The sequence below is a fragment of the Sulfolobus islandicus Y.N.15.51 genome, from assembly GCF_000022485.1.
In the GTDB taxonomy this organism is placed as follows: Archaea; Thermoproteota; Thermoprotei_A; order Sulfolobales; family Sulfolobaceae; genus Saccharolobus; species Saccharolobus islandicus.
This window is the reverse complement of sequence record NC_012623.1, coordinates 1,065,238-1,089,282: the sequence shown is the minus strand read 5'-3', so window position 1 is coordinate 1,089,282 and position 24,045 is coordinate 1,065,238. Positions and strand designations below refer to the sequence as shown.

General features: G+C 33.5%; 19 protein-coding genes and 4 pseudogenes. 5 read left to right on the top strand and 18 right to left on the bottom strand.

The window, feature by feature from the left end:
• Positions 1-33 precede the first annotated feature (33 nt).
• The 3 genes and pseudogenes from YN1551_RS05945 to YN1551_RS16535 all read right to left on the bottom strand — a co-directional run.
• Positions 34-2,535: a tetratricopeptide repeat protein gene (locus YN1551_RS05945; RefSeq protein ID WP_012716310.1), complete on the bottom strand. Its 2,502-nt coding sequence runs from the start codon at positions 2,533-2,535 to the stop codon at positions 34-36.
• A gap of 134 nt (positions 2,536-2,669) precedes the next feature.
• Positions 2,670-2,803: pseudogene (locus tag YN1551_RS18075) on the bottom strand (IS701 family transposase); the annotation flags it as partial.
• Between the two features lie 14 nt (positions 2,804-2,817).
• A pseudogene (locus YN1551_RS16535) lies at positions 2,818-2,946 on the bottom strand (ISH3 family transposase); the annotation flags it as partial.
• A gap of 157 nt (positions 2,947-3,103) precedes the next feature.
• Here YN1551_RS16535 and YN1551_RS05940 point away from each other — a divergent pair.
• Both YN1551_RS05940 and YN1551_RS16530 read left to right on the top strand, forming a co-directional pair.
• A complete protein-coding gene (locus tag YN1551_RS05940) occupies positions 3,104-4,162 on the top strand; it encodes an ISH3-like element ISSis6 family transposase (protein ID WP_012717385.1) in 1,059 nt (352 codons plus the stop codon).
• Between the two features lie 15 nt (positions 4,163-4,177).
• Positions 4,178-4,336, top strand: a pseudogene (locus YN1551_RS16530) (IS256 family transposase); the annotation flags it as partial.
• 946 nt (positions 4,337-5,282) lie between these two features.
• On the opposite strand, the gene YN1551_RS05935 reads toward YN1551_RS16530, so the two are convergent.
• From YN1551_RS05935 to YN1551_RS05925, 3 genes are all read right to left on the bottom strand, one after another.
• Positions 5,283-6,908 carry a cupredoxin domain-containing protein gene (locus tag YN1551_RS05935; protein ID WP_012717384.1) on the bottom strand — a complete coding sequence of 542 codons (1,626 nt, stop codon included), beginning with the start codon at positions 6,906-6,908 and terminating at the stop codon, positions 5,283-5,285.
• A 471-nt stretch (positions 6,909-7,379) separates the two neighbouring features.
• Positions 7,380-7,712 carry a hypothetical protein gene (locus YN1551_RS05930; protein WP_015581281.1) on the bottom strand — a complete coding sequence of 111 codons (333 nt, stop codon included), beginning with the start codon at positions 7,710-7,712 and terminating at the stop codon, positions 7,380-7,382.
• A gap of 31 nt (positions 7,713-7,743) precedes the next feature.
• Positions 7,744-8,730 carry a tetratricopeptide repeat protein gene (locus tag YN1551_RS05925; RefSeq protein WP_012716316.1) on the bottom strand — a complete coding sequence of 329 codons (987 nt, stop codon included), beginning with the start codon at positions 8,728-8,730 and terminating at the stop codon, positions 7,744-7,746.
• A 169-nt stretch (positions 8,731-8,899) separates the two neighbouring features.
• Between YN1551_RS05925 and YN1551_RS05920 the strand changes: the two genes are divergently transcribed.
• Entirely contained in the window at positions 8,900-9,055 is a 156-nt protein-coding gene (locus YN1551_RS05920) for an AbrB/MazE/SpoVT family DNA-binding domain-containing protein (RefSeq protein ID WP_009991401.1), read from the top strand.
• Here YN1551_RS05920 and YN1551_RS05915 read toward each other — a convergent pair.
• From YN1551_RS05915 to priX, 5 genes are all read right to left on the bottom strand, one after another.
• On the bottom strand, positions 9,052-9,987 hold the full coding sequence (locus YN1551_RS05915) for a nucleoside hydrolase (RefSeq protein WP_012713858.1): 936 nt from the start codon (positions 9,985-9,987) through the stop codon (positions 9,052-9,054). The two genes, YN1551_RS05920 and YN1551_RS05915, sit on opposite strands and share 4 nt — an antisense overlap.
• Positions 9,988-9,989: 2 nt before the next feature.
• A complete protein-coding gene (gene leuS / locus YN1551_RS05910) occupies positions 9,990-12,794 on the bottom strand; it encodes a leucine--tRNA ligase (RefSeq protein WP_012717383.1) in 2,805 nt (934 codons plus the stop codon).
• A 38-nt stretch (positions 12,795-12,832) separates the two neighbouring features.
• Positions 12,833-13,756 carry a hypothetical protein gene (locus YN1551_RS05905; protein ID WP_012717382.1) on the bottom strand — a complete coding sequence of 308 codons (924 nt, stop codon included), beginning with the start codon at positions 13,754-13,756 and terminating at the stop codon, positions 12,833-12,835.
• A gap of 132 nt (positions 13,757-13,888) precedes the next feature.
• Positions 13,889-14,128 carry a hypothetical protein gene (locus tag YN1551_RS05900; RefSeq protein WP_080513534.1) on the bottom strand — a complete coding sequence of 80 codons (240 nt, stop codon included), beginning with the start codon at positions 14,126-14,128 and terminating at the stop codon, positions 13,889-13,891.
• Between the two features lie 49 nt (positions 14,129-14,177).
• Positions 14,178-14,642, bottom strand: coding sequence for a DNA primase noncatalytic subunit PriX (gene priX / locus YN1551_RS05895; protein ID WP_048051913.1), 465 nt, complete (start codon positions 14,640-14,642; stop codon positions 14,178-14,180).
• Between the two features lie 59 nt (positions 14,643-14,701).
• On the opposite strand from priX, the gene YN1551_RS05890 reads away from it, so the two are divergent.
• Entirely contained in the window at positions 14,702-15,391 is a 690-nt protein-coding gene (locus YN1551_RS05890) for a hypothetical protein (RefSeq protein ID WP_012713862.1), read from the top strand.
• A gap of 37 nt (positions 15,392-15,428) precedes the next feature.
• Here the strand turns inward: YN1551_RS05890 and YN1551_RS05885 are convergent, their stop codons facing one another.
• Both YN1551_RS05885 and YN1551_RS05880 read right to left on the bottom strand, forming a co-directional pair.
• Entirely contained in the window at positions 15,429-16,094 is a 666-nt protein-coding gene (locus tag YN1551_RS05885; RefSeq protein ID WP_012711598.1) for a hypothetical protein, read from the bottom strand.
• Entirely contained in the window at positions 16,079-16,366 is a 288-nt protein-coding gene (locus tag YN1551_RS05880) for a hypothetical protein (RefSeq protein WP_012711599.1), read from the bottom strand. The genes YN1551_RS05885 and YN1551_RS05880 overlap by 16 nt, the downstream gene beginning before the upstream one ends.
• A gap of 15 nt (positions 16,367-16,381) precedes the next feature.
• On the opposite strand from YN1551_RS05880, the pseudogene YN1551_RS05875 reads away from it, so the two are divergent.
• Positions 16,382-17,649, top strand: a pseudogene (locus YN1551_RS05875) (hypothetical protein).
• Here the strand turns inward: YN1551_RS05875 and YN1551_RS05870 are convergent.
• The 5 genes from YN1551_RS05870 to YN1551_RS05850 all read right to left on the bottom strand — a co-directional run bounded on the left by YN1551_RS05870 (position 17,630) and on the right by YN1551_RS05850 (position 24,041).
• On the bottom strand, positions 17,630-19,240 hold the full coding sequence (locus tag YN1551_RS05870) for a hypothetical protein (protein WP_012713864.1): 1,611 nt from the start codon (positions 19,238-19,240) through the stop codon (positions 17,630-17,632). The pseudogene YN1551_RS05875 and the gene YN1551_RS05870 overlap by 20 nt on opposite strands.
• Positions 19,237-21,393, bottom strand: coding sequence for a hypothetical protein (locus YN1551_RS05865; RefSeq protein WP_012717379.1), 2,157 nt, complete (start codon positions 21,391-21,393; stop codon positions 19,237-19,239). Before YN1551_RS05865 ends, YN1551_RS05870 begins: the two co-directional genes overlap by 4 nt.
• A gap of 54 nt (positions 21,394-21,447) precedes the next feature.
• Positions 21,448-22,272, bottom strand: coding sequence for a pyrroline-5-carboxylate reductase (gene proC / locus YN1551_RS05860; protein WP_012717378.1), 825 nt, complete (start codon positions 22,270-22,272; stop codon positions 21,448-21,450).
• A gap of 84 nt (positions 22,273-22,356) precedes the next feature.
• On the bottom strand, positions 22,357-23,019 hold the full coding sequence (locus YN1551_RS05855; protein WP_012713867.1) for a DUF72 domain-containing protein: 663 nt from the start codon (positions 23,017-23,019) through the stop codon (positions 22,357-22,359).
• Entirely contained in the window at positions 23,016-24,041 is a 1,026-nt protein-coding gene (locus tag YN1551_RS05850) for a pyridoxal-phosphate dependent enzyme (RefSeq protein ID WP_012717377.1), read from the bottom strand. Before YN1551_RS05850 ends, YN1551_RS05855 begins: the two co-directional genes overlap by 4 nt.
• Positions 24,042-24,045: the final 4 nt, after the last annotated feature.

The window sequence follows — 24,045 nt, the reverse complement described above, 5'->3', positions numbered from 1 at the left end:
CAATTATTTGTACTACTAGTATTTTTCATTAAACTACAAATAACTTCTAGCTGTTTTAGGATATAAGTTATTCAAATCATCATTTATGGCTGCATTTATAGCCTTTTTTAACTCTATTGCTCTAGTTTCCCAACCAACTTCTCTTAATATTTTTTCAGCTTCCTTAAGGTGTGCTAATCCTTGATCCTTCATACCAGATTTTAACTCAAGTAATCCAAGAGCCCATAGAGTAAGAGCCTTTTCATCTATTACTAAATCATCTATTAATTCAAGACTCTTCATTAAATACGAGATACCTTTTCCTATATTCTTTTCCACTTCAGCTACATAAATACCCATCCCCCTTAATGCTACGCCTTGTAATAAAGGTCCTTGGATTTTTTTTCCCATTAATGATTCAACTTTCTCCATATCTTCCCTAGCTTTTTCTATATTTCCCAATCTAAGATTTAATACACTTCTCTCAGATAAGCATACCATTAAATGGCCAAATCGCATGCATCTAGCTAAATCTTCAATAGCTTTATTGTAATATTCCATTGCTAAAATCGGATCACCTTCCTCAATAAGCATACTAGCTATTCCCCATTCACAATGACCTAAACCAAATAAATTGTGCATTTTTCTAAAAATTTCTAACGCATTTTCAGCTAGTATCCTAGACTTTTTTAGATCTCCTTTTCTATATAATACAATAGCCATTTGATGAAGAATAGGTGCTCTATTCTCTATATCTAGTTCATCTATACTATCAAGGGCTCTTTGAAGAAGATCTAACGAGTTATCCAATTGTCCCATTTCTTCATAAACTTCAGCCATTAAGGTTGCCATTCTGCTAAACCATATTGAATTTCTCTTTCCATAAATTTTCATACCTTGTTCACATACTTGTTTAGCCTTATCATAGTTATTTATTACTATATATGATGAACAAAGAAAATATAATAATTGTGCGTAAGTTTCCCAATCTTTTGCTGATCTGATTACACCTTCTATATCCTCAAATATACTGAGAGATTCATTAATTTTTCCAGAAAGATGCAAATATAATCCTTTAAAATACTTAGATTTAATTCTTCCATAAGGAGAAAGTTCTTCTTCTATCACATCTTTAAATAATTCATTTACTTTCTCCAGTAAACCTGCATTAGCTAATCTAGGTAAGTATTTTACTAAAGATAAGGCTTCTTCTTCCTCTCCTGCCTTGATAAAATGATACACAGCCTTCAACGTAGAAAAAGGATCCAATAGTTTTAGATAGTAATGAGCGGCTTTTTTATGAAGCTCTTCTTGAGAGGATGAATTGTCATAGATTATATCTTTAAGAGTATTCGAAAGCCAGTAATTTTCACCATAACTCTCAATTAATGACATATTTTCTAATTCTCTTAAATAATTTATAAGACCTTTAATGCGAGTTAAACGCCTTAAAGAATCTAAATTTATAGGGGAGTCAAAAACAGATAAGTGTTCTAAGATTTTCATATGCTCACTAGTAAGCATTTTTCTAAGCTCCATTATTAACCATTCCTTAAAGGATTTTACAAGCAATCCCTCATTTTCAGTTGCTTTAGAAATGCATAAAAAATAAAGACCTAATGGATTACCATCCAATTTTGATACATATGTAGAAGCATTATTAAAAGATTTGTTACATTTTATAGCCAAAAATTCCTTAACTTCCTCTTCACTCATTCCTTGAAGATGTATACTATATGATTTATAAAGATTTTTAATCTGTTTACGCGAAATCACAAATAAGCTTTCTCCTTTTTCAATCAATTGATTAACCAATAATTTAATTGAGTCATCTTTACATAGATCAAAGTTATCTAGAACCAAAAGTATATTATTATTAATAATCTCGCCAACTGCTATATCGATAAGGATTGAAGAATCCTTTACTCCAGCTATAATATAATCTGGTAAGGTCCTATATCCTTTTAAAAAAAGAAATGTCGCTAGTTTATTTACGAAATATTGAAAAGTATCTATTTCTTTGCAATTATACCAAAAAGTTTTGTTTTCTAGTCCACTATCCCATATAAATTTTGCTACTAATGTAGTTTTTCCAATACCAGGCATACCCCAGATAATTATTGGACCTTTCCAAGAACGTATAAGTTCTAATTCAGCTCTTCTTCCTATAAAAGATGTTACTATAGGTATCATATTTTCTAATAGTTTATGAGGTATAATTATCTCCGATTCTATATCTTTACCTCTGATAACGAATCCCATTGGGGTAAAATTTATCTCTAAGCGATCTAGCATGGGGTAATAGAGTTTTACGTTTTTGTTGCCAACTCTCTTCCAAGAGCTTGATACAAGTCCGGCTTTCTCCATTTTCCTAAGCCTATCAGAAACGTGAGATTCTTTCATACCTAATTGCTGAGCGATTTTTCTGACATAAGTTGGTTCAGCTCTTAACATGGTTATTATAGTGAGATTTATTTCATCAGATATAATATCCAAGATCTCTCGATCTTTAATATCATGTCTAAGCCCTTTTTTAATAGTCTTTTTATAACTCACTTTTATCAAGTAATATTTAATTATAAATGTAGCTAATAAATTTATATAGGTGCTGTTCCCTATCTAAAATAAGAGTTAAGTACAGCAGTTATGGGACTTTAACGTAACTTAAAGATTTTCATCAGCCTGGGTGGTCAGCCTAAATGACGTTCAACGAACCTGAGGAACGCCTCCACGCTCCTAAGGTTCAGCGCCCCCACCAGCTCCCTGACGACGTTGGTCACGTGAAGATCGTGAGGTAGCCCTGAAGCCTCTCCCTCCTCCAGAACGGTAGACCCAAAATCACCTCCTTAAAAATAAATCTATAGTGTAAATAAGTGTTTCAATTATATTAAATGTAAAATTCTCTGGATTGAATAAATCAGGAAATAAAAGAATTAATAATAATCTAAACTCCTCTCTCCCCACCTCCCCCTTGACGGTAGACCCAAAATCGTATTATGAAAAATAATTCTGACAGAATAATATCGATTCATGATAGATAACAGGATTTATATGAGTATTAAGAATTCAGTTGAAGAAAGGTTTAAGCTGAGGGAGATGTGGTATTACCACGTGAGTAAGTGAGATGGTAACACCGGTACTCCCTCACCAAAATAACATTCAACAAATAGGATATAAATTACTTTCCATGCTGAACTTCAAGGGAAAGAAAGGGGAAGAGGTGGCGAGAACCCTCATCTCAGCGTGTTTATGGAACGATTCGGTGGAAAGCAAGTCGAGGGCGTATGGCGTGTCCCCACAGACCGTGAGGAATTACGTGGAGGAGCAAGGGATGGAAGTTATTGAGAAACTCTTGGAAAGCGCCAGGAAGATATCCTTGAAGGTACTGAAGGGAGTCAAGGAGATAGACGTCTCAATAGACTGGACAACCAAGACCTGGTACGGGAGACCGGTGGGAGGGCTCGGGAGTTCGGAGGAGGGAAACTCTTGGAACTACGCAACTGCGACGACAAAGTTTAATGGGAAAGTGCTCCTACTGGCCTTCGTCACTCAAGTCAAGGGGATGACTAAGGAAGAGATCGTGAAGGCCCTCGTGGAGCAAGTCGTCGCGATGGGGTTCAAGATAAGGTTGATAACTCTTGACGCAGGTTTCTATACTGTTGATGTGCTCAACTTCATTTCACAGTTTAAGTATATAGTTGCTGTGCCTGTTGGGGATGTTAAGGTTTATGAGGAGTTTGACGGGGATTACGCAACTAATAGTAAGAGGCATAGGAGGGATGAGCAGGTCAAGTTCAGGCTTCTCGTGTACAGCAAGGAAAAAGTGAGGAGAAAGAAGAAGAGTGTTGTTTATTTTGCTAGGGCTACTAATCTAGACCTACCGAAGGGGGAGGTGTTGGATTTGTACAATAAGGTAAGGGGTCCCATAGAGACCTCTTATAGGAACATTAAGGCTTTTCTTCCATTTACTAGTTCTACTAAGTTTGTTTTCCGCACGTTGATCTTCGTGCTGGCCGTGGCCTTCTACTCCCTGTACACCGTGTTCAAGGGGGAGGTGAGGAGGGAGCAGTTCAGGATACTCCTAATACTCTTGTTTTCTGATGATTTATTCTATCTAAAAGATTTTCTATTTAAATCAATAGAACCGCTTATTAATAATATAGATTTATTTTCAAGGAGGTGATTTTGGGTCTACCGGGAGAGGAGGAGGTTCGGGAAGTGCCACTCCCCCTGGAGGATACTCCAGATCGCCCGGGCCATAGCCCTCAACTACAACCTCTCGACCTGTTATCTCATCATTGTAATAATATTACAAGAACCCTTATTTCTTCGTGATATGATCAAATATATTCAGTAATTCCTTCATTGAATAAGTCTAAACCGAGAGATATATTACAATTTGCAAAGGAGCCCTGAATCACCCTTAAAAACCCTCTCAAGGTTTGGAATAGCTTAATCAAATATATTATTGCTAGCTAGAATAATACTAAGACTATGTTACTGTATATTATTGCTACGTTATTATATATATATTTGCCAGGGCATTGCACGTATTTCATTTCTATACCCCTCTTTTTTTGCTTATAATCTTAAACAAATTTCTATACCCCCGGGCCAGGGCCCGCCCTAATTTGCTTTCTGCTTTTGCTTATTCTTTGCAGCTTTGCTTACTCTAACTCTTTTTCTAAACTCTCTAACTTTCACTTTGCCATACTCTTCTTTTCTGCTGCTTTAACTTCAAACTCTCTTCTTTTCTACTAATTTGCTTCCTTTCTTACTAAGCAGCTTTTACTAACTTATACTCTAGCAGCCTTGCTTTCTGTCTACCTAACAAACACTTCTTTTGCTTTACTATTATCTTTGCTTCGCTTCTTTCTAACTAGCTTTTCTTATTCTTCCGCTTACTCTACTTTTTGCTTAATCTGCACTGCTTACTACTTACTCTCTTCTCTGCTCCTAAACTCTATCTTTGCTTACTCTCTGCTTAGCAGCTCTACTCTCTTACTGCTTTGCTATTCTCTTCTTTTCTGCTCCTACTATCCTTCTAAGCAGCTATTTTGCTTACTTACTCTTATAACATAACTAGTCTTCTAAATAACCCAACCTAATACCCTCAAAAATATCTAATTTTAGTTTATTTATATTTAATTTTTAGTTGAAAAATAGAGTAAATTTTTTAAATAATATTTATGAGAAATTATAGTGTTAAGTGATTTTCCGCTAAATACTAACCCAATGTAAAATGACTAAGATACTATTTAATAAAAAATTTACTTAATAAAAAATAATTTACCTAAAATGTTTTATAATCTTTTTCTAAATATCAGAGCAATATTTGTTAATATCAATATTATAACTAATACTACAAGAATCAATATTGCTGTATTTAATGTAGAAATCTTATTATTTATTCCTTGTTGAACTAACATAATAAGATTATTGGAATTTTCTAAGCCATTAATAGTAGAATTAAACTGAGTAATTTTATTATCCATATAATTAATTTTTGAATTTAATTGGAAAATTTGATTAGACATATTTGTCATTCGATTTAGTATAACTGATATACTTTGATTGTTTGTAAAGGTTTTAGGCAGAACAATTATTGTTCCTGCCATCCCCATATTATCGTGTATTAGGCAGACATAAGTATATATCCCTGGAGTTATAAACGTTAAATTATATGACTGTCCAGCTATTAGAGGACCAGAATTATAGTATCCTGAACCATTAAATATATTTCCACCAATTGGAATGAGGCTTAAAGGACTTCCGAACTCTGGTATTTCCATGCCTTGAGGCACAAAGGTTATAGTGTGAACTTCGTCTGGTGCATCTACTGTCCACACTACAGTATCACCAACATGAATTGTTAAAGTAGTTGGAAGGAATCTCATTAAACTTGCAGAAGGCGCTATTATATCACCTAAAGCTAATGTACCCTTATCGTTACTTATGTTTATGTACCAGCCTGCAGCGGGTATATCATAGCTAGTAGGGATGTAAGGATCTAAGGGATCTATCTTTAACATAGTTATCGAGGATCCAGTACCGTTAGAGTTACCAATTATTGGATTTAGAGTATAAGTCATTTTGCCTCCAGCTTCCGCAGCACCGGTAAATATTTGCACATTATATTTAACGCCTTGTTTAAGTCCTATTAAATTCACTTCAACTTTCATTAATCCAGGCGATATTATTGATAATTGAGCGAACCCACTAACATTATCACTTGAAACTGAATTTAGATTTGCTAACGTGGTTGCAGGTGTCATTACTCCTGCGTCTATATGCCATATTGTAGTTCCGTTAGGACCTGAAGTTGCAGGTAAATTTACTTGTTGAAATAATGATTCCCCTTGTGCTATTGATTGTGATTCTTCAAGTTGTCCTATTACATTATACTGAGCTTGTGTCATAGGATATGGAGTTCCTTTTGGATTTACTATTACTACTCCCATCATTCCTGCATGATAAATACATCTATAAATATATACACCAGGTGTAGTAAAGGTTAGAGTATAATTTTCACCAGGTAGTAACATGCCAGATGAAACTATACCAGATCCATTGTATATATTTCCACCTATTCTCATATTAGCCTCTGGAGAAAATGGATTAATTGGTGGATTTCCACTAAGAAACGTTACCGTGTGAACTTCACTAGAATTGTTTATAAAAGTAATGTTATCTCCAGCATCGATTGTTATTATTTCAGGGAAGAATCCCATACTCATGACAGACATATCGGGGGTACCACCACCAACATAAACTATCCATTCTCGATTGCTATAAACACTACTATTTGCATGGCTTAAAGTTTGTTGCGTCGAGTTACTATAATATATAAATAGCCCAACCATTAACAGTATTACTAGAAGGTATTTAGTTTCAATATATCGTCTTCCTTTAGGCGTTCTGGTTTTCATTTCTTTCTCCTTAAAGCGACTTACTAGTAGATACAAAAAAATATTAGGTTTACCAAAGTTTGGTAAACCCGGAACAATTCACTTTGTATTTGGGTCATTCACGCATCCTTTGCGAATTCAGTTTATTTAAAGAATCGTAATGAATTTAATCAAACACCACCCCACTGACTAGGTGGAGATCCACGCTCAGTAGTTTACTTTGTTTTATCCATATTATTCATAAATTACAATTCGCAAAAGAGACTTGAATCGCCCCATTCACCCAATTTCGCCGGAGCTCTTAAATAACATGATAAGATTACATAGAATTCTGAAAATGTAAAGTTTCAAAATTGGATTGGACAAGAATTGATTAACGTTACTGATCCATTATGGGAATTTTTAACAATCAGTTACGTAGATGGTAGAATATGATTCTAAAATAAGATAGAAAACACATATTAATATTGTAATCAGTGCATGAATGGCTCGTCATCTTTTCTCTGTTTCTTCTTCCTCATCACTTAGGAATTTATTTAGAAATTCGTCCACATATTGTTTCTCTCCAAATATAACTATATCATCAATTGCTTCATCATAATACTTTTTAATTTTATTTATCAGATTTGTCATGTTATATATATCGAAGTCTAGAACTTCTCCTCCAGATAATTTATCCTCTTCGTATACGATTATTATCATGTTTTTATATACGGAAAATCTAAACGCAGATATTATCTTGCCGTCTTCAACTTTTTTATAGAGCATTATTAACATTAGGGGTTCTGTGATTCCATGCCTAGTGTATTCAGCATGTTTTATCATGAAATAATAAGAAGAGAGAGTGAATATATTTTTACTCTTGATTCTTCTGAATGTACTTTTCATAGAACGAGATTGCTTTTCGTAGATTAGACACCTCTTCCTCATAACTGGCTAGCTCTGAATAAGCCCTAGCTAGGAAAATGTAGTCTTGAAGTTTTTCAGCAGTTTCTATTGCCTCTTTAAGAAATTGTACTATCTTCGTCCTCTTGTAAATGTCATAGAGGATGTTTAGCTTGTCTTTACTATCCTCAAGATTTTTTATCTTTTCTAATATTTCCACAAGCAAAGATGGGTCTCTATTCGATAGTTTGTATAGTGGTTTTAATTGACTATTGTAATCTCCAAGTTTTTCATAAATTTGGATAGCTTTTCTTAGATCTTCCTCATTATCTGATATTGAAAGTATATCCGCTAGAATTTTTTCATTTCCTAAAACTGTTGCAATACTTTTCGCCTTTTCTAGTAGTTTAGTGTCATTATAATATTTAGCTAATGCAGCATATGTTATTGCGAGATCCTCAGAGGGAATTTCGAATTCTTCCAACAATTCTCTCGCTTCTTCTACATATTTGATTTCCCCTAATGCTAGACAAACTTTCGCCAATAGTTTTTTGCTTAGCGCATTTATCTCTTCTTTCGAGTTTAATACTAAGCTTTTTAGTGTGTTATACGCGTTTGATAGCTCCCCTTTTTGAAAATAAGCTAAAGATAAATTATATAGAATGATATTTTTATCTTCATTATTTAGATTATACTCGCTAAGTAATTCTTTAAAGGTTAAAATTGCAATATCTGGCTTTCTTTTCTCTAGATATATCAGCCCCAAAAAATTTAGGATAGTAGGGTTTTTCTTCTCAATTTCATTTGCTATAGATAATGCTCTATCTAGGAACTCCATATTTTTATATTTTTTATAAAGATTATAATATTCTTGAATAAGTGTAGTATATAGAATATTTCTCTTCTCCTTGTTCTTCTCCTTTTTTAGTTGTTCTTCAAGCTCTGCTATTCTTTCCATTTTCGTAAAATTAGGAAAGGAGGCATAAAATTATTATGGAAACATTAGTATTTTTCATATAACTGTATAATTAATGCATTATATATTTAATAGTCCTTAATAGTTTCAAGGATTGTCTTTTCTTAGAGTTTGATAAAATATTTAAACCTTCTTTTACTAATACATTTTTATGCCAGTTGAAGAAGTTGTAAAGGTTTCTCGTAACTATCAAGTAACAATACCAGCAAAAGTAAGACAGAAATTCCCAGTAAAGGAAGGAGATTTAGTTAAGGTAATTTACGATGAAAACGAAGGAGTTGTAAAGATTCAGATTTTAAAGAGCTAAAACCAATTTAATAAATCATATATTTTTTCCATGAACATCCTCTTATTTATTTCATAAACTATTTCAGCATTAGGTTTGTCAGACCAGCTAGTGTCGGCATCGAATCTATCTACTAGTGTCATACCTCTTGTAATATTATCAGTGTTGTCTATTGCCACAAACCTTTTCTCTTTCCTTGTTGCTAACCTCTCATCGATAGCTATTGCAGTAGTAATTGCATCAGGGTGTGGATGTCCATTTATCTTCTGAATTGTTGAGGAGTATTTCCTATAATGTGAATACATCAAAACGTAAAGTTCGCTCATTTTGGTCCTCATGTTTTTAATTAGATTCCATTCTTCATCCGTTACTGGATAATTAATTATAACGTCCCACGGTACCATGGTAATATCAAAACCAGCGTTAAATACTATTTTAGCAGCATCTGGATCTACCCAAATATTAAACTCTGCCACTGGAGTAATATTGCCTATTCCAAATACTGCTCCACCCATTATCCAGACTTTCTTAATTTTCTTTATTATCGAATTATCCAATAAGTAAGCTAGAGCTAAGTTAGTTAGAGGCGAAATCGCTAAGAATTCCAATTCTCCCGCATACTTGCTTGCCAAATCTATTATTGCTAATGCAGCATGCTTCTCTTTGGCTTTTAACCTCTTGGGTTCTACCAATATATCGCCTATTCCACCTTTTCCATGAACCTTTTCTACTGTCATGTAATTTTTTATTAATGGCTTTTTAGCACCAGGGTAAACTGGAATTTCACGGTTAACTTGTTCCAAAGCCCATAGCGCATTCTTTATCTCTTGGTCATATAATATATTACCCTCAACAACAGTTAATGCAATTACGTCAATGTTGTTCTTTAACAAAAGATATAGGCTTAATACGTCATCTTCAGCAGTATCACAATCTATTATAAAATGTCTCATGATTATTCTATCACAATAGCTGGACTTAAAGGTAATGCTTGAGACTTCTTTCCTTTTACGTCTGGTACTGTGGGGTCTTCTGCGTTGTATATTACAATCTCTGAAACTGCCAATCTCTTTAATAAGAAATTCATATTCTTCACTATTATTTGCTCTTCATCCACCTCATTTTTCAATAGGTAATCTCTTATAGACTTGTCTAATTTAGAGACCACGACATAAACTTTTTCAGCAATCTTATCTCCAGTTTTCATAACGAATTCCCTTAGAGAGATTCCGTCATTAATTGCACTTATTGCGTTTTTCATTAGTTCTTTGACTTTCTTACTCTCATTAATGTATATTACTACTTTTTCAGCTTTCTTATGTACAAGGTCCTCCAGCTCCCTTACATTTTCTATGATCTCGTTAATATAGGATATCTCAAGAATTGCATCTGGGTACAGATCCAATTCATTTGGGTCTGGATACTTTTCTAAAGAGACAAAAGTGCTTGAGATTTTATGCCATAATTCCTCTGCAATATGTGGTGCAAATGGTGCAAGAGCCCTTATCCATATGGACGATATCTTCCTTATTACCTCCTGATTGGGTATTTCAATTAGATCAAAATAATCTCTTAAAACATCATACATTTCATAAAGGAGAAAATTTACAGCATCTCTAAATTCAAAAGATGTGATGTCATTCTTCACCTTTTCTACTATTTCCCTAATTTTAGAAGAAAGCCACTCGTCTGCTGTTCTTAGCCCTTTAATCTCAGTGTTTATACTTAACAATCTATCAATTAGATCATAAACCTTCTTTAGTTGTTCAGCTATTGGGTTTACCAAATTTTCATTAAAGTCTAAATCTTGCAGTAGATCAGAAGTTGAAGTCAATGTTATTCTCACTGGATCTACCCCAAATTCTTTGATTGCTTTTGATAGTGTATAAATATTTTTTAGACTTTTGCTCATTTTTCTTCCTCCAACCCTCACAAAGCCATTGATTACAATTCTTTTAGGAAGGTATTTCTCACCAAAAATTGCAAGATGATTATAAATATAAAATGGTATATGATTTTGGATTAAATCTCTTCCAGTATGTCTTTGATCTACCGGATACCAATATAAGAATTCTTCCCTTAGCTGGACAAGATCTGCGCCGTACTTCTTTTCCAGTTCTTTAGTATCTCCTTTTCCTAGAAACATAAAGTCAAAGAGCTCATTATCAATGTCGACGGGCATCTTGTAGATTATCGTATATAGGACAGTGTACAATGTGGAGTCGCTCAAACTTTCAACAATCTGCGACTCGTCCCATGGTAATTTAACTCCAATACCCCTACTTCTCCCTATGGGTTCTCTTCTAGTATTGAATATAGTTTTTTCTAGTTCACTTTTAGCTAGATTTGGTATTAACTCAATATTATTAATAGCCTTAAGTACTGACGCTTTCCACTTAGGATTATCATAAGCTATAAACCATTGATTCTTTATCTTTTTGGGTACGATTTCAGCTCCACATCTACAGTAAATGGGACCATTCGAGATTTCATAAATAGTATCGTATATGTTTAGAGATTTCAATAACTCTATTGTATTTTTTCTTGCCTCTTGAACTTGCTTCCCAACGATGTTTTCCTTTACGTATTGTTTTAAGAAGTCTGGAACTAGAGATAATATTGTATCCTTCATATATCCCTTATAGTACTCAGTTCTGTAGATACTTTCCATGAAGTCCTTTAACGCATAAATGTTTTTGGTTTGTAAAACTGCACTTTCACCAGGGATCTCGTCGAGTTCTTCAGTCTCTATTACTGGTATTATTTCAAATTCCTTATTAGCCTCAGTAATTGCCAAATAATGAAATGGATCATGAGCTGGATAACTCATTACAACTCCAGTTCCTAGCGATGGATCAACGTGTTTGCTTTTAATAATCTCAAGCTTTTTTCCAGTTACTGGGTTTATACCGTATAATTTAACGATATCTGATGTAGAAATAGTTTTTATCATTTTCATATCCTTCTGATAGGATAATTTCTTGTAGGCCTTCTCTGATATTATGAAATTCTTGCCCTCATATTCAACCACTACGTAATTCGCGTCAGAGTTTACCATTAGTGCGACTACCCCGAATATTAGCTCCGGTCTTGAGGTAGCTACCATGAAATTATAGGACTCACTACCCTCAAATAAGATAACGTTCATTGTGGTGATTTCCGGTTCTATATCACCTCTTGTATCATGCATGCCAACTGGAAAATTATCATTAGGACAATAGCCAACAACGTCATCTTCAGTAACTAAATAACCCAGTTCTTTTAGTTTCCTTAATTGCCAATGAATAAACTTCTCAAACCTAGTATCAGTTGTCGTAAAAGATCTCCTCCAGTCAATGCTCATTCCAATAGATTTCGCCGTATTTTTCATTTCTTCTTTAAAATATTCAGCCAACTTATATGGATCCCCCAATTCCTTGATTTTATCTTCTGGTACTCCATAAACGCTCTTAAAGAACTCTATCATATCAACATCCCCTCTTCTTATTGAATCGGCTATAGCCAATACCGGAGTACCTGTAAATTGAAACGCAAACGGGAATAGTACGTTATATCCTCTCATCCTTAAGTATCTAGCGTAAACATCTGCAGTAACATAGGTTCTCCCATGACCAACATGCATTGGGCTATTTGTATAAGGAAAAGGAACTGTGATGAAAAATTTTGGTTTAGAGTAATCTATATTTGCTTCAAATACCTTACTTTTTTCCCATTCCGCTTGCCATTTAGAAGCTATGGAATTGAAGAAATCATTATACATAAAACTAAAATGCTTTCTAATCTTAAAAACGTTATAACTTAAGACTTTTTATATGCAGAGAAGTTAGCAGATTTCCGATTTGTTCTAGATAGTCTAGTAGCTTCTTTAATTCCTAGAATTATACTACTAATACCTATTATACCGACAACACTAAGCACTAATAAGAATCCTATATCTATAGCATCAAGATTAGGTATTGGATTTCCGGTTGATATTGCAAAGTTGTCAATAACTGGGAACGCTATTATAAGCAAACCCACCATAGTAAATACCAAACCGCCATAGTAAAGTACTCTCCCTGCAGTTTTCCTCGCAACATATGACATCTCCTCCTCTGTTAACCTTTTTGTACGCAATATATTGCCAAACATTGCACCAAATATCATCTGCATAATCATTGTACCTATTCCAAACATTAGCCCTGGCAACGGCGCATAAACTATTGAGGGCAACTGGGGTGCTAAAACAAACGTTATTATACTAGCATAGGCTCCAAACCCAAAACCAGCAATTAGACCATGAACTATAGTCATTTTTAACGGTATATCATACAATTCTACTCCACTAGTTTTGGTACTATGATGTTTGCTCTTAAATAGAACGTCTATTGGTAAATGCAGATATCTCCCTTTTAGTATATAAGAACCAGCAATAGCCATGACGATTCCAACTATAGTATATACTGGACCATCCAAATTGTATTTTTCGTAGATAGTTGCGAAACCTATAAAACCTAATGTGGTTAGAAATGCCCTCTGAATGGTAAAACCTAGTGAAAATAAAAATCCAGCTTTCATTCCTTCTTTTGAACTATATTTTCCTATCGCATAACTGAACGTTATTGGCCATGTATGCTCATCTGGAGTTGCACCATGAAGCATACCTAAAATTAACGAGATTACAAGTATTTCTGATAGAGTTAATCCTTCTGGTGGATTTAGTAGTGTGGATAGGCTTATCATTTTCTCACAATATTAGGGTTACCCTAATAAAATTTAAATTTTTCTGTCAACAATCTAAGTTAGATGATTGATTCGCCAGCGTCTGAAAAAATGATGAAAGTCTTAAGTAATGACTTTTTTTTAAAAAAAAAATTAAAATAATACCAATTTTCCAAACTTTCCCCTTATAAATACACCCAATACTAAGAATGTTGCTGCAAATCCTACAACTGCTGGAATTGCTTGCCTCCATTGAGGAGCTAGAAACAGTAAATCAACAACCCATATTGTTATTATGAGGAATACTGTTAAAGGAACCAATATTAGCAGCCAAGTTGTAATAAAGTACTTATCTTTCATAATATATCTTACTTCAACTAGGGTTTTAAGCATTAACCATAAAAACAATTTAATTGTTCATAATGGATCTTTTTCATGAAATCTAGTTATTTTTTAATGCTTTCATTATCTCATTGTACATTTCCTTATCTCTTTCCTCTATTCTCTTTAATGACCAAGGAAGCAATCCTTTCTTTTTAACTCCATTTAGTACAGATTTTAACCAAGTTTCATAAACTTTCCCAGATTGCAATTTATAGTAGAACTCCTTTAAGATATTTAATGCAACATCTTCATCAATACCTTTTACATTTACTAAATATCTGGATGCAACATAAAGTATAAATCTTTTCCTTGAGTCTTGTAATCCTTTTTCTAAAACCTTCTCTATCCACGAATAATCTGACGACTTTTTAGGTGGAGGTGGAAATTTTCCTTCCACTTTAAACAAGAAATTTCCCTCATTGTCATAGATTGAGGAAAAACCATCGGCATACTCTATGTGTCCAGCAGGCGTATCATCGGGGTAGTGAAGAATAATTCTTCTAACTTTTTTCTCTTGGCTCACAATAGATGATTGATACTCAAGGAAAAAAATATAGCTTAAAATCTGTACTACTACTCTAAATGCAAATATTAGTAGAACTACATCCCAAGAAAAAAATCGAGAAACTGCTAAAGGAAATAAAAACTTTATCCCCATTTGATGGATTTGATATACCCGACTCACCTCTAGGTATACCATCGCCTATGCCATCATTTATAGCTTCGTTAATTAGATACTCTCTATCTCTAGATAAAAAAACAATAATTATAAACCAAAGACTATTAGATGTTAACGAATTATTTATTCGTTCGTTGTCAATAACTGCTAAGATGTTAGATGTCCAACTAGCTTTTACAAAAGGAGATAAACCAAAATATGGCAAAGAAGTGGGTTATTTGTCGTCAGATGATGCTGTAAATGTGGCAAAGGAATATGGTGTGAAAAGTGGAATGATGATAAGTTTAAGAAAAAACGACAACGAAGTTATGGCTAGATTGGAGTCAAATGCTGATTTCTTCCTAGTTCTTAGGATGAAAAACGTAGATCAGATTAAGTATTATGGTTCAAAGCTTGTTGATAGAGCAATCCCTTATTTAATAGTGATAACTGAAAAGAATAGAGAACTAGTAAAGAATCTTGATCAACCTTATTTCTTAGAGAATGAGATATTTTCAATTATCCATTCGCTTGATAATTTAGGAGTAAAGGCAGTCTTAATTTCATCTCTAGGTGATTTGAGCTTCTTCGAAAGACTATACTCAAAACTATGAAAGAATAGCAAAAGGTTTGAGATTTAAGCCTGAAAAACTAGCTTAACTGAGTACGAATTTGCTTTATAATGTTAAGAATTTCTTGAGCATGGTCTGGCATTTTATTTATTAAATCATTGAGCTCGAGGTACCAATAATTTTCCTTTTTAGCATCAATTAATTGCACGTAAACTTTCCTTCTAGTTGCTATAACTTTCTTTACACATAAAGAACTTTTATTGCATTCTACAGAAACTTCTCTCTTATAGAGTATTGTTAAAAGTTGTTCTAAATTACGTTTAATATCTTCATTTATATTTATCTTTTTACCTTCTACTAAAATTTCCTTTATCCCCTTGTTTTGTTTGTAGCAAATCTCTTGGGTATTACAATTTTCACTCATTAGTACTAAAGATTCATATAATCTGTTTTCTATCGATGCAATATGGTAAATGAATGAATTTGCATCAATCTCATTTCCATCGTAAGTTATTCTATCCTTGTTTACTCTTATATAAAACGGTTTTTTCTTGTTTCCGCATTTTGCACTTATTCTAACAGTCGTATTACTTCTACTTACGACAATTATGATATTACCCACGAAAGCTACTAATTTCGAAGGTGAATAGGATTTTATTGCATACACTGTACAAAAATTTTCGTAAGCGGCTTTCCTAACAACATTAAAAACTATAGTGTCAATATATGCTAATATCGCATACATTCACTTACCCTAAAAGTAATTTTTTCAAACTCCTCTAAGGTAATGCTTGGTACGAAGATTCTCCAACTTTCGTCATTAAGTGAAGGCATACTCATTATTGCATTTAGAAGCTCCCTACAAGACTCCACAGAATCATCCCATTTCTCTTGATTTTCTATTACATAATCCTTTAGGAACATTAGAGCATATAATATCTTCCCTTTTCTCGCCAACTGTAAAGCTGTTTCCATCCAAAAGAGTTTATGAAAAATATGTATAAAAATGGTTAGCAATTATAAAAGGGCAAAATGAAAGAAGAATCTTACCAACTCCTTGAATATATTATAGAACACAGTTTAGAAGGAACTTTTACTGCATTAGAGACGAGTAATGGAACGCAAATCGTTTTAGTCAAGGAAGATCCTCATACGTTAACTGCAATTCTCTGCATTAATGGAATAGCGAAAAGGATAACAAAGAGATTTACCAGAACCACGGTTCCCAAGGCAATATATGAGCTAATTGATTAGATAGAGGATATAATATCGCAACCTATAGAGGAATTAAAGATTTCGCAAAGAGTTTCTTTCGGGAATTGCATAGATGAAAGAGGAGAAGAAGAAAAATCAAAGAGAAGAAAAAGGGAAAGACCAAAACCACCTTCAATTGACGAATACAAGAGAATTGAAATACCACAAAAACACATTATTCCTTTATTGCATTTAGGTGAGAAAAAGTATTTGTATTTAACATTGGAATTGGGTGTGATAGATATTATGGAATTGCCTTCTTCCTCACCAATCATCGTCGAAAGAAATCAAGTCACGCCATATAAAATTAGAGAAATGAGAACAGTATATAACGTTCTTTCATTATTTAAACTAGATAGATTTAATACTTCTAATCCTTTCTCGACCACAAGTTTAAATGGAAAATCGTTAACTTTCTTTACTGCACTATACAACGATGTTGAGTTGTTAGGCCAGACTTCCGTCAGTATGTTGCAGAGAAATCTAAAACTAGTAAAGCATAAAGTGAATATGTTCTCAGTAAGTAAAAAAGGTAGTTTACATACCGAAGAAGTTGAAATATTAAACAATAAAAATAGTTTAGATAGAAATAATGTCAAAGTTGGTTTATTCTTGGGAAGTGATGGTAACAATATTGTTCAGATCGGCGATATAAATCTTGGAGAACTTCATGAGAAGAACGTATTTACGGTAAATGAATATATATATATTCTTCATTATATATACTGAGAAATGAGGATTACTCGTTCTTTGATAACATATTAATGAAGTTACTAAACACTTACATTGCAAAGAGTAACTACTCTAGGTTGACTAAAGATATAATAGAGAGAGAAACTAACGTTAACTACTCGATACCTATAGTGATGAGAACCATGGAGAATCGAATAGAACTAGCGAATCCAATCCTATATTGGTACTCTAAGGAGATTTTGAACAGTGACGAAATATGTACGAATTGTCCTATTACGGAATACGTCAACAAGCTTAACGAATTCTTAAACAATTACGTAAAACTAGGATATTTCAAAAGCGTTTTTCTCTAGCAAAAATATACGCTACCAATAAGAACAAAAGTACAATAAATAAAAATAGTGTATAGTAGTCTACAGTTACATCAATACTTTTTTCCTCAACTGATATGACGTTAGCAGGAATATATAAATTGCTTCCACCTTTTATTAATGGTATTATTAAGGTTACGTTTGTCGATGAATTAACCCAAACGATCCTTACGTATTCATAAGATGTTGTTGAGGGATATATTATGGGTAATGGAAGTGAAAATTGACCATTGGAATCAGTGTGACCTTTATAATAAAGTTGCAAGTTTGATAGATTATCGCCAAGATATACGTAGAATTCTTGATTCGGAACAGCAGTAGCGTTATTTCCTAAAAATTCAAACGTTAGAATGCTTTGTAATCCTATTATGAAATTTGGAAGAACAAAGAAAATTTTTGAGATACCATTATCGGTTCTCCATCCAATATAACTTATATTCGACCAAGGTATAGGTGTAGTAATGTTTAAATAGTATGTTTTACTAGCGTTAATAATTTCATATAAACTTATATTATTATTATTATCCAAAAACACTATACTCAGTAACCCTCCTCTAATAACTGGCAAAGTATTATTGATAATTCTAAAACCTGAGTTTGGTAGCTTAACTTGTAATTGTCCATTATTTACAGAATATAACAAAGCATAAACTTTTTGTGAGAGATCGGTCTTTATCAAATTTAGATTGCTTCCTAAAAGTTCAACCCCAACATCGCTTCCATTATAATACGTAAAGTTAACCGTTAAAATAAGATAATTCAATCGTGATATATTATAGAACTGAGCTACATAACTACCACCCACTAGCCCTTCTACTGTCTCATACGTTGAAGTTATGTTAATAATTTTAGCAACTCCAAGTTTCCATGTTGAAGAGCTAACAATATCTGGCGATAAGTAAGTTTCTCCAGCTATCATTGGTTGAGTTTCCACACACTTAGCTAGTGCAACGTAATATACGTAGGAAAAACCATAATTTTGAAACCAACCAGCATATTTCACCTCAGACCAAGGTATAGGCGTTATATATACTAATCTGGTAATGTTACCGTTTAATGAAATATAGACGACTGTTAAATTACCTTCAACATTTGAAAATTGAATTAAAAGAAAACCACTTACGCTAATTGGTAGATTATTTGCTACAGTTAGCAAACTAGTGTTGGGAGTCTTAACTAATAATTGGCCGGAGGTTACAGAATAAATTAACACATACGGCTGTTGATTTGCTGGTTTTTTCAAATCTACGTTTCCACCTAATATTATAGCGCCTGCTTGAACACCTGATAAGTAACTATATCTAGTTGAATAGTTGAAGTTATAATAATTAGAAAAATTTACCTCTTGTACAGCATAACTATAAGGCGAACCTATTACTGACTCATAAGTCGTATTGTGAATCACTATGGCGGTTCCGTTGGACCATAATGGACTACTGGAAACACTATTTCCAACTTGCTGATACGATAAAACCCTTAATATGTTAGGCGATATTATCACAATCGAGAAAGATGAGATTACGAATGTAGAAAGGGAAAGTGACAATATCGCTAATGCCAGCAATACTTTCATACTCTCATCCCTCTTCTTATTAATAGTACTAAAGATGCTACACTAAGGAATATTGAAGCATAGCTTACATATTCAATCTTTTCATCAGAAATCACGATAGTATACTTGCCTGGAGGGAGAATTATTGAGTGATTTACTACTTTTCCGTTAATAGTTAAGCTCTCGTGTATTGAAAGGTAAATTGAATAATTCGACTCTATAATTTCAGTAATTTCGCCAATCGCTATACTTGTTGTTATTTTAGGTTTATAATAGGATGAAAAGATTGATCTATTATCTACAGTTACTTTACCTCCTATTATGGTTAAGGAACTATTAGTAATAATCTCAACTGTATCGTTCTTTACCAGACCTTTTATTCCACTAATGTTATCAATCTGCGTTGGAAATACTATTGCAATTTTTGATGGTGTCACGTTAGAGTAAAGTATGAGGCCTAACGGTTTATCAAAGGGCGAGTAAATTACCTTAACTGAAGAATTAGAGTAAATGTAAGAAAACGTTAATTGTGGCGTGTAGTTAGGTATAGCTGGAATTGGAAATCCAAAGTAAAGGGGATTCTCAATAACACGTGAGTTATATATAAAGTACCTAACATTATAGGATATTGATTGTGTTGGCATTCCACTAGCAGTTAGGTTTAGATCGTTAACTTGCGTCATAATTCCAAATCCATACTCTCCAGGTTTAGGTAAATTAGGCAGATTGTATGTGTAAAACGCTGTATTTGCGTAACTTGAAATTACGCCGTATGAAAAACTACTAATAGATAGAATAACTAGACCAGTAAGCAAGGTCAAGTAAAGAGCACTGATGTCTCTTAGGCTTCCAAATATTAAAATAGTAGCAAGAAGAATTAATGGTCCCGTATTTATTCCCAATATTTGTAGAATGAATGATATAAAAATCATATAAACTATCTCAATATTTTTAAGCCTCAATTGATATAAAAGAACAGACATTGAAACTAGAATAATTGAGATAAGAACTTCTATGTTAGATACGTTAAATGTAAATCTATAATAACCAAAGATTAAGAAGGGAATTAGCCAAAACGCATTAACACCTAGGGCGTATAATAGGAAGTAATACCTACGGTATACTAATGGAATTACCAGAGTAGATATGAAGATCGGGATAGAAGATGCTGCAGTTAGCGTTAGAATTGAATAGAGTACTTTATTCTTATTATATGCAAAGAATAGGACTAAAGGTAGAAATGCGTATGAAAAAACTGAAATTGAGTGAGATATTATGGGATTAAATATATTAATCTGATATAGCACTGAGAAAAGTAGTGGATATTTCAAATTAAGTCTCTTAAATACATAATATGACGTTAAACCGGATAAGAATGTAAAAATCCACAGAAATACTTCCGCTGTTATTAAAGGGTTCTCTATGAGAAGTGCTAAAAGATAAGCAAAAAACCAGCCCGCGATTAAGTGCTGATTCGAATTATAACCTATTTCGTATATCCAAGGTAAATATAAGTGCGAGAAATAAAATGAGTGTAATGACCAATAAATAAAGGAAGAATCGCTTGGGTATCCTAACATTATTGATGCAAAAGATGCGGGAATGAAAGACAAATATGGGAGAATTTTTCTTAACGTAATTCTAGTAATTCTTTTGTCTTCAACAATTATCCCTATTATTCCAAACATTAGATAAAAGTATGATATCTGTGAAATCTGATTAGCTAGTGCTTCATTATTTGGAAATATTATACCGGAATAGATTAAATATAAAATACCCGAAATGATTATAGTCCTTGGTTCACCTCCAAGTTTTATTAATAGGGGAATCAGTAATGCCAATACAATTAATAAGAGGTAGAGATTATTTATAATTAAACCCGGCGCAAGGGTTATAAGAATTGAATAAATCCATTTATTATTTTTCCCAATAATCGAGATCAACATCAGAATAGATAATATAATCAGTTTTTGTAATTGGATAGTAATAATATGTAATAAAACTAATGATGCGAATAGAACTGTTGGTACAATCAAGGACAGTTGAGATTCATAAAGGATAGACAAGGCGGAGGAAATAAAGAAGAACCCTATGAACGATTCGTATAATGGAAATTCAAATATACCTATAATATTTACTATACTCAATATGATTGTCGCTATACGCTTATCCATATTGAGCGCAATAATTATTTTCGCATGTTATTATTAAGCTTAATCATCACCTCCTTATTTGCTATTATTCCTAATACTCTTGTCAATCTCATTGCCTATTTCAACTGCCCTCTTATATGATGCCTCTATTGTCTCAATTAACGCTGACTTAACGCTCTTAGCTTCCATAACCATGAGTCCCCTTATTGTGGTACCGACTGGCGTAGTCACTTGATCACGTAATAGCATAGGATGATCTATTTTACCCTCCTTAAGCATAATTATAGTTCCACTTATCATATCCAAAACCGCATTGTAGGCTATCTCTCTTTGCATTCCACAAGCAACTGCACCTAAACTTAACGCATCTATAATTTCAGATATAAAAGCTGGACCACTGCCTACTAGTGCAGTCCAAATATCCAAGTATTCTTCTGGAAGCCAGTATACGTTACCTAGTGTCTTAAATATGTTCTCCACTAATTCTCTACTTTTCCCGTTATTCTCAGCAATTGTAGTAGTAGACTTATATACTATTGCATTAATGTTTGGCATGGCTCTATAAACCTCAGCATTATTAAGTAGGGTAGATAATGTAGATAACTTAACTCCTGCCATTATTGAAATTACTACCTTATCTCTCCATGACTCTATGCCAACTTGCCTTAGAACAGTAGGAAAATGCTGAGGCTTAACGCTTAAGATAATTACATCTGATTTATTAACTGCATAATTATTATCCTTAGTAGTCTCTACCTCTAGATCTTTTACATTTCTTAAAGTCTCATCTTTTCTCGCAGTAGCAATTACGTGGATGCTAGGATACTTTAGCCTTATTGCCCTTACTATTGCAGAACCTATTTTACCAGCTCCTAATATTCCAATAGTTAAATCTTGCATAATTTTCAAAATGCTCTGGAACTTAAATATTCAGACGGGTAAGTTATCTTCACCACTCCATGTGGTCCCTTATCATCACACACTTTAAGATTTCTCAGTTAAAATTTTAAGCATATATCTACCATTATCAAGCATCCAATGATTGTTATTAAAGAACACATAAACGTACTTAGGATTCAACGAGATTATTTTATCTGCTAACTCCTTTAGTTCCTTCTCAGAGTAATCATAAGTGTACCAAACATCTCTTCCATGCAATCTTAGGTAAATGTAATCGTTATTCTTTATAACATAAGTACCTATTGGTGAATCTATTGAGACAATTACACAAGTAACATTAAGGGGCTTTAAGTACCATTGAATGTCCCTAAACTCAACGGCCATTTTATCCTTTAATACTTCAGCAAATTGAAATACTCTCTTCTCATTTTCTGAATTCCTCTTAAAAGTTGGTGGTAATTGAAACAAATAAAAATCTGGATTCAATGAGTCAACTATTTGTTGAAACTCTTTCCAAGACTGAAAATCTTTTAGCCTTTTCATGTGCGTGATTCTCCTATTTACCTTTACTATCCATCTAATCTCCTTAAATTTACTCCACCTTTCAACTTGTTTTCTTGTAGGATATCGATAAAACGACATATTAACCTCTACTGCGTTAAGCCCACTATTCTTAACATACCACTCTAAAGTACCATCATCATTCCAGTCATACGTCCAGCCAGAGGTTCCAACAAAAATCTTCATAATACCTTTAATCCGCTACCGGTTAAAACTAATACTGCATCGTTAACACTGTATTTCTTATAAGCAGCAAATACAGTAGCAGAACTATATTCTACCAGCAGTCCCATTTTAGCCAATTCTTTCCAAGCTTCTACTATTTCATTATCGCTTACAACTATGCATTCACTAGAAGCCTTTACCATATAATCTAGTAGAAATGGTCTAGTTGATACTAAAGCGTCTGCAATGGAGGTAACCTTGTCTGGTGGTGTGTAAGAAATCTTTTTGAATTTAGCACAAAGTGGCATAACTTGCTCTGTTTGGACTGCTACGATTTTAGGCATTTCCGATATGACACCAGAATCTAGCAAGTGCTTGAACCCCTTATAAACACCTAAAAGTAAAGTTCCTGCTGATACTGGAATGAAAACATAATTAGGAATTTTCCAATCTAAATCCTTTACAATTTCATATGCCAGAGTTCTAATCCCATCTCTAAATTGAGGTTGTAAAACATGTGATGCGTAATAGTAACCAGAATTCTCTGCAGCTTTTGCTACATCTTCTCTACTCCCCCTTACTCTAACAACGTGAGCACCGTAGGATTCTATTTGCTTAAGTTTTCCTCCTTTTGCCGTTTCAGGAACGAAAATGTATGCCTCAATACCAGCAGCTGCAGAATACGCAGCTATTGCTGATCCTGCATTTCCAGAAGAGTCTTCACTAATTTGTTTTACACCTTTTTCCGCAAGATAAGAGACCAGAGTCACTGCTCCTCTATCCTTGTATGATCCTGATGGATTTAAGAAGTCGAGTTTAAACCATATGTTCCCCTTTTTAATTAATGGAGTTCTTCCCTCTCCTAGGGATATGAAATGTTTGATGTAAGGGAAAATCTTTTCACTATAGGGAAAACCTCTCTCAGAATTCTTATCAAATTCAAAATCTATCAGGATCTCGAATGGTCCTCCGCATTTGTTACACTTAATCTCGTATATACTTTCCCTTTCCTTTCTGCATTTCATACAAACCTCTTTTACCATACTA